Annotated in this window: 7 protein-coding genes; all 7 read right to left on the reverse strand. The window is 62.4% G+C overall.

Annotated features, from left to right (window positions below):
- Positions 1 to 348, reverse strand: a 348-nt coding sequence (locus VJR68_RS02770; RefSeq protein WP_324146021.1) for a beta-ketoacyl synthase chain length factor, incomplete at its 3' end; no start/stop codon positions are given.
- Positions 349 to 529: 181 nt separating this feature from the next.
- Positions 530 to 1,753, reverse strand: a complete 1,224-nt coding sequence (locus tag VJR68_RS02775) for a beta-ketoacyl-ACP synthase (protein ID WP_324146022.1) — start codon at positions 1,751 to 1,753, stop codon at positions 530 to 532.
- A gap of 28 nt (positions 1,754 to 1,781) precedes the next feature.
- Positions 1,782 to 4,145, reverse strand: coding sequence for an MMPL family transporter (locus VJR68_RS02780; RefSeq protein WP_324146023.1), 2,364 nt, complete (start codon positions 4,143 to 4,145; stop codon positions 1,782 to 1,784).
- On the reverse strand, positions 4,142 to 4,789 hold the full coding sequence (locus VJR68_RS02785; protein ID WP_324146027.1) for an outer membrane lipoprotein carrier protein LolA: 648 nt from the start codon (positions 4,787 to 4,789) through the stop codon (positions 4,142 to 4,144). The genes VJR68_RS02780 and VJR68_RS02785 overlap by 4 nt, the downstream gene beginning before the upstream one ends.
- Positions 4,790 to 4,896: 107 nt before the next feature.
- Positions 4,897 to 5,676, reverse strand: a complete 780-nt coding sequence (locus VJR68_RS02790; protein ID WP_324146024.1) for a glycosyltransferase family 2 protein — start codon at positions 5,674 to 5,676, stop codon at positions 4,897 to 4,899.
- A gap of 18 nt (positions 5,677 to 5,694) precedes the next feature.
- Positions 5,695 to 5,964 (reverse strand): acyl carrier protein, encoded by a 270-nt coding sequence (locus VJR68_RS02795; protein ID WP_324146025.1) that lies wholly within the window; start codon positions 5,962 to 5,964, stop codon positions 5,695 to 5,697.
- A gap of 267 nt (positions 5,965 to 6,231) precedes the next feature.
- Complete coding sequence (locus tag VJR68_RS02800; RefSeq protein WP_324146026.1) at positions 6,232 to 7,335, reverse strand: Glu/Leu/Phe/Val dehydrogenase dimerization domain-containing protein; 1,104 nt, start codon at positions 7,333 to 7,335, stop codon at positions 6,232 to 6,234.
- Between the last annotated feature and the right edge of the window lie 36 nt (positions 7,336 to 7,371).

Genomic DNA, 7,371 nt, shown 5'->3' on the forward strand with positions numbered 1-7,371 from the left:
CCATTGGCCGGCGATGGCGTTGTGTACGGATAAACCAAACTGGGTCGGCGAAAGCGGCTGTTCGTCCGCGACTTCGCTGAGCAATGCGAAGGTGCGTGGCGTTTCGCCATGGCGCGAGGCGAACACGAACGGCAGTTGTTCGTTATCGCCGCAGAGCGGCCAGGCAACGTGTATGGTCATGCGCGCCAAGCGGCTGAGCCGGCGGCGTTGCATGGGGGGCAGGAAATCGCAGGCGGGCTGTTCCTGGTTGTCGGGCAGGGGCGTTGGGTGGCTGGCCCAGGCCTGCCAGGCGTCGTCGGTGTCGAGGGTGGGTGCCCAGAGATGGAGGTGGTGGATGTGGAAGTGCATCAGGTCACCACTGTCTGCACAGATGCCTCACCGTCATTCCGGCGAAGGCCGGAATCCAGTACGAATACGCCGTGCGCAGCACTCAACACATTTTTATGCCGTGTGCAGCGCACGCCATGTTTCACTGGATTCCGGCCTTCGCCGGAATGACGGTGAGGGGAGTTGGCGATCATCGCGATCATCAATCGAGTGCCTTGAACACCAGCGACGTATTGATCCCCCCAAACGCGAAGTTGTTGTTCATCACATACTCCACCCGCATCGCCCGCCCGCCATTGACGATGTAATCCAGCTCTGCACATGCCGCATCCGGTTCGACAAGATTGACCGTCGGCGCAAACCACCCATCGCGCATCATCTGCACCGCCCACCACGATTCCAGCGCGCCGCACGCGCCCAGCGTATGCCCGACGTAGCTTTTCATGGAACTCACCGGCACGCGCTTGCCGAGCACTTGCGCTGTCGCATGGCTTTCTGCCACGTCGCCACGATCGGTCGCGGTGCCATGTGCACTCACATAGCCGATCGCATCCGGAGCAAGCTGCGCATCCTGCAGCGCAAGCTGCATGGCCGTCGCCATCGTTTCGCTGGTGGGCTGGGTGATGTGGTTGCCATCGGAGTTGCAACCGAAGCCCACAATTTCCGCATAGATACGTGCACCACGTGCGCGGGCGTGTTCGTATTCCTCCAGCACCAGCGTGGCCGCGCCTTCGCCGACCACCAAGCCATCGCGCGCCTTGTCGAACGGGCGTGGCGTCAACGGTGCATCGTCGTTGCGCGTACTGGTGGCGAACAGCGTGTCGAACACTGCCACGCCCGGGCCGGAGAGTTCTTCGGCGCCGCCACACAGCATCAGCTTCTGCTTGCCCTGCTGGATGGTCTCAAAGCCATAGCCGATCGCCTGGCTGCCCGACGTGCAAGCGCTGGAGGTCGGCAAGATGCGCCCCTTCAAGCCGAAGAACACACCGACGTTCACCGCCGTGGTATGCGCCATCATCTGCACGTAGCTGGTGGCCGTCACGCCCTGCATGGAACCGGTTTCCAGCATGCGGCCCATCACGCGTACCGGTTCCACGCTGCCGCCAGACGAACCGTAAGCCACGCCCATGCGTCCATCGCCGATGCTGGCGTCATCCAGCAAGCCGGCATCGCGCAGTGCGCGTTCGCTGGCCGCCACCGCCAATTGCGCCACGCGGCCCATCGAGCGCAGATGCTTGCGCGGCCAATCGGGAATCTTGAAATCGTCCACCGGACAACCCAGCCGGCTGTTCAAGGATTCATAGAAATCCCACTCCGGCATCCTGCGCACGGCGTTGCGGCCTTCGCGCAAACGCGACTCGATCTGCGGCCAATCGTGCCCCAGCGGCGTAATGCCGCCCATGCCGGTAATAACAACGCGCTTCATGGGCGAGTGCTCCATGCAAAAAGTGAGTTCATAGCGATGATGCCCTGGGTGCCGTGCTGGCAGGCACCAGCACGGCAGTGAAACCGATGCCAAGCAAAAGGGTAAGGCCGAAATCCTGCAACGCCGGCATCGAACTCCACGCCAGCAGGCCGAACGAAAGCAACGCGGTGACGGCGGACAGCAACACGCTGGCGTACATCGCGCCGGGGCGGTGCCTAACATGCGGTTCGCCTTCGCGCAGAAAGACGGCGTAGTTCGCACCCACGCCAAGCACCAGCATCAAGGCCATCCAGTGGAACAGCGTGAGCGGATGATGCAGATAACCGAGCGTCGCCAGCGTAAAGCCGATACCCAGCACCGGCGGCGCCAGTACGCGCGGTACGCTGCGCCAGCCATAGCGCCAACCGAATACCGGCACGATCAACAACACGGCGGCGAGCAGCCAGACACTGGCGTAGCGCCGGTATCGGCCGAATAGCTGGGAAACGCCCGCTGCTTTGTCCGCCAGCGTGATACCCGGCAGATTCGCGGCGGCTTGCTTGAGCAATATGCTGGAGGCATCACCCTGTGGCAGCACCAGCGATGCCACGCCGTTTTGGGCGTCATCCCCCATCCACAAATAACGGAAGGGCGTGGCGGCCGGTGTCTTCAGCCAGTCTTGCAAGTTCAGCGACGTGCCGGGCCACGCTTGCAGGTAGCGATCGATGTCGGCATCGCGAAAGCCGGCATCATGCAACCGTTGGCGCATGCGTTCCGGCTGCGCAAAAAGCGGCGCCAGCAAGGCCTGGTTCGCGCGTTGTCGTTGCAGCGAAGGCACCATCCCGGCCAGGCCGACCCAGCCTTGCAGTTGTCCGGCATCCGTCATCGCTTGCAGGCGTTGTTCCAGCGCTTCCTCGCGTTGCAATACCTGTTCCTGGTCCGCCCCTTGCACCAGGTAGAACTGCGTGCCGTTGCCGAGGCCGGTGATGTCGCGAATCTGCTTTTCCTGTGCGACCAACTCAGCCGGAGGCGAAATCAGCAGGTGTACGTCGTCGTCGTGATGCATCTGCATCCAGCCCGGTATCGCCAGCAGCAAAGCGAGTACCGCAAGAGCTACGCCGCGCCATCCCGCCGTACAGCGGGCGACGATGTTTTGCAATACCAGCGCCCAACCAACGGAGAGGCTGCTCAACGGTTTGGCCGTCCGCTGCAGCAACGCCGGCAGCAGGAAGAACACGCTCAAGCAAGCTGCCGCCATGCCAACCACTGCAAAGCAAGCCATCTGCCGCAATGCCGGGAACGGCACCATGCCGAGCAAGGCATAGCCAAGCAGCGAGGTGCCCAATGCCAACAGCAGGGCGGGGCGCACTTGCTGCAAACCTTTGCGCGGCTCCCACGCATTGCCGGCATTGGCGCGCGCAGTGAGGTACTGGATGGAATAGTCCACCGCTTCGCCGAGCAGCGCCGCACCGAATACCAGCGTAAGCAGATAAATCTGTCCGAATACCAGCACGCTGATCGCCGTCGCAGCGACGATGCCGATGGCGGTGGAAAGAAACGCCAGCAACAGCGGACCGGGCGAGCGGAATACCAGCAGCAATAGCACGGCAATGCCGAGCGTGGAAATCAGGCCCACACGGTGCACATCGCGTTCGGCACCGCTGCGTGCGGCGGCGGCGTAGAACAGGGCGCCCGTACGCAGCACGCGCGTGCCGGGATGATCGTGTTCGATGCTGCGCTCGGCCTGATCCAATGCATCCAGGGCGCGATGCTGGATGGCATCGTCGTACGACGATCCACTCAGCGTCGCCGTCACCAGTACGTAGCTGCCGTCATCGCGATGCGCGGTCAGCAGATTATCTTCCGGCAACAGCGGCGAGCGGCTCCACGGTTGCTGTTCCAGCCAATGCTGCAGCCAGCCGAATGGATCATCCTGCAAACGCGTGCCCACGCCGGTGACGAACGGCTCATTGATGCGTTGAGCCAATGCCTGCTTGGGATCGTAACCAGGTTGCGCGAGTGCCTGGCGATCTGCGTCCGTCAGCAGGTTGAAGCGATGCGCCAGGTAAGGCGTGATCAGCTGCTGCAGATCGAACGGCGGCAATTCGGCCGTGACGGAGGCAAACACGTTGTTCTTTGCCAACCTCTGTCCGAGGTCGCGCGCAGCCGCTTTCGCTTGTGCATCGTCGGCATTCGCCACTACCAGCACCACGCGATCGCCATTGGCATGCGCCAACCGTTGCGCGGCCACTTCGGCCAGCGGATCGTGTTCGGTTGCCGGCAGCATCGCCAGCAAGTCCGTCTGGATCGGCGAGCGATCGCGCCCGAACAGCAGCCATGCGCCAAGCGCGGCGATCAGCAGCGTCGCCACCGTGAAGCCGATTGCGCGCAGCCGCAGGTTCCGTTCCGTCATGGCAGACCGAGCGCGTGTTTTTCCTGCGCGCTCAGCGGGCCGGCGTCGCGGGTGTCGGTCATCTGGATATCGGTTTGGGTGCCGTCCTGCATGTCGATGCGGATGCGTTGCAGGTATGTGCCGCCGTCGAGCTGGATATCGCGCAGCACTTGCGCCACGCGTGACTGCTTGGGCGTGAAGTGCAGGTTCCACTGCGCAACGGTGCCGTTCGCTTGCACGGTGAACTGTCGTTCTACCTCATCCAGCTGCCCGGTGAGCATGCCTTGCAGCATCTGCGAAATCTGCCCGACACCGCGTTCGTTGCGCACCGATTGCATGCGGCCATTGGCATCGATGCGCACGGTGCGCTTGTCGGTCAATGCCAGCGTTTCCTGATACGGCTGCTGGATTTGCCACAGCATGCCGTGGCCAGTGGCGAACAGCAGCTGGCCACTGCTGGTTTGCGGCTGCGTGAGCGCAGGGGATTGGCGTTGCTGAGTGAAGCTGGCACGGATGGCGGTGTGTTGGCTTAGCTGGTTGACGATGGCGTGCAGGAGGTCGCTGCTTTGGGCATGGGCGTTGAGGCAGGCGAACAGCAGCGCAACGAATGTGTATTTCGCCAGCATGTTCAGAAGGCCGTCATTCCCGCGAAAGCGGGAATCCATTTTCACGGATGCATCAGAGCGCAGTGGGTTGACCAGCATTCGCTGTTCAAAAGCGCCTCCGCTTTCGCGGGAATGACGGCCAGGTGAGTTCATCTGGAATACGTGTATCAAGCCACGCATGCAACACCCCTCTGCCACTTCCGCCACAACAACCCCGGCGCCCGCGGCAACATCCCAAGCAACAATCGCGTATGCATCGCGGAGATCCGCAGGTTGTCGTGCAGCATATGGAAATGGGACAGGCCGTTTTCCGGATAGATCACCCGGGTCGGCAGGTTGCGCACCGGTACGCCGCGCCAGATCAGGCGTACCGCCACCTCGGTGTCGAAATCCATGCGCGCGGGCAGGGGCGCGCGATCGATCTCGGCACACGTCGCGTCCAGCGGGTAGAGACGGTAGCCGCACATCGAATCACGCAGCGTGAACGACAGGGTTTCCATCCACACGCACACGTGCGTGACGTAGCGTCCGTAGAGCCGCGCTCGTGGCACGCTCGCGTCGTAGATCGGCTGGCCGCACACCATCGCGTGGATATCCGCACGGCCTTCGGCGAGAAAACGCGGCACGTCGGCCACGTCGTGCTGGCCATCGGCATCGATCTGCAGCGCGTGCGTAAAACCGGCATCGCGTGCGGCAATAAATCCCGCCGTAATGGCGCGGCCCTTGCCGCCATTGCGCACCAGGCGAATCACTTGTACGTGTTCAGAAACCAATCCATCCAGCACTGCGCGCGTAGCCTCATTACTACCATCATCCACGATCACCACCGGCAAGCCATGCGCGCGCAGCGCCGTTACCGTGGCGGCGATGGTGTCCTTGTGGTTGTAGATGGGAATCAGTGCGCAGGGGTGGAATGCTCCCGCGGCAGCAGCTGGCGCAAGCGGCATGAGGGAGCCTGCCTGCGTTCAGCGCGTCAGCAGCGTGCGCACGTTGGCGACCACGTCGCCGACCGTGCGCACGTTCTTGAAATCCTCGGGCTTGATGCGCATGCCAGTCATGTCCTGCACCTGGATGGCCAGGTCTACGGCATCGATGCTGTCGAGTTCCAGGTCGGTGAACAGATGGCTGTCAGGCGTGACCCGCGCAGGATCGATCTCGAAGGTTTCCTGCAGCACATCCTTGAGCCTGAGCAGGATGTCCTCGTCGCTGATCCCGGTTTCCAACATTGCGTTCATACACACCCAGCCTGCTCGCTGCCCTGCATACCTTCCCCGTGCCCTTATCGGCAGGCCTTGATTGCGCTGCAGGGCTGTCGGAGAAGCATCGATTGTTCCTAACCCGCAAAGCGGGTTCCCCTGAGACCTTTACTAATGGAAGCAAGGCCTTACCGCACGTGTTCTTGCGGTGAAAAGTCTAGCAGAACTGTCAGGGCCAACGGCCGGCGCGGACAAAAGAAAACGCCGGTCGGGCGACCGGCGTTTTCGATACTGACAAGTACAGTTTTACTGGCCGCGCATGCGGCCGGCAAAGCGCGGCGCGCCGTTGCCCATGTGCGGCAGCTTGATCTTGCCGATCGAGCTGATGCGCTCTTCGGCCAGACGGTCGGCCGCCTTGTAGGTCGGCACGTTCTGCGTCTTGCTGATTTCGAAGATGCGGCCCAGGTTGTAGTAGATGGTGCGCATCATGCGCATCGCGCGTTCGCGGTTGTAGCCGTCGATTTCCAGCGACACGTTCATCACGCCGCCGGCGTTCACGGCATAGTCCGGTGCGTACAGCACGCCACGGCGCTGCAGTTCTTCACCGATGGCGTCGGTGGCGAGCTGGTTGTTCGCCGCGCCGCAGATGATCTTCGCCTTGATGCGATCGATGGTCTGTTCATTCACCGTGCCGCCCAGTGCACAGGGCGAGTACACGTCGGCGTTCACGTCGTAGATTTCATCCAGGCCCACGGCTTCGCAGCCCAGCTCATCCACGCAGCGTTGCACGGCATCCTTGTTGATGTCGGTGACGAACACCTTCGCGCCTTGCTCGCGCAGCAGCTTGATGAATTCGCTGCCCACGTGGCCGGCGCCCTGCACGGCGTAGCTGTACTTGCCCACGTCTTCGTTGCCGTACTTGAAGTTGAGCGCGGCCATCAAGCCCTGCAGCGTGCCGTACGCCGTGAACGGCGAGGGATCGCCCGAACCGCCATGCACCTGGTGCACGCCGGTAACGTATTCGGTTTCGCGGAACACGTATTCCATGTCGTTGACGTCGATGCCGACGTCTTCGGCCGTGATGTAGCGGCCGTTGAGCGAGTTGACGAAACGGCCGAACGCGCGGAACAGCGCTTCGGATTTGTCCTTCGACGGATCGCCGATGATCACCGCCTTGCCACCGCCCAGGTTCAGGCCGGCAACCGCGTTCTTGAAGGTCATGCCGCGCGACAGGCGCAGCACGTCGTTCACTGCATCTTGCTCGGTCTTGTACGGCCACATGCGCAGGCCGCCCAGTGCCGGGCCCAGCACCGTGTTATGGATCGCAATGATGGCTTTCAGGCCAGCGTCTTGGTTGTGGCAGAAGACGACTTCTTCGTGGCCTGTTTTAGCGATGGTTTCGAAAATCATTGGAACTTGAACTCCACGTTTGACGGTGCTGGGGAA

Source organism: Dyella sp., assembly GCF_035277725.1.
Classification (GTDB): Bacteria; Pseudomonadota; Gammaproteobacteria; order Xanthomonadales; family Rhodanobacteraceae; genus Dyella_B.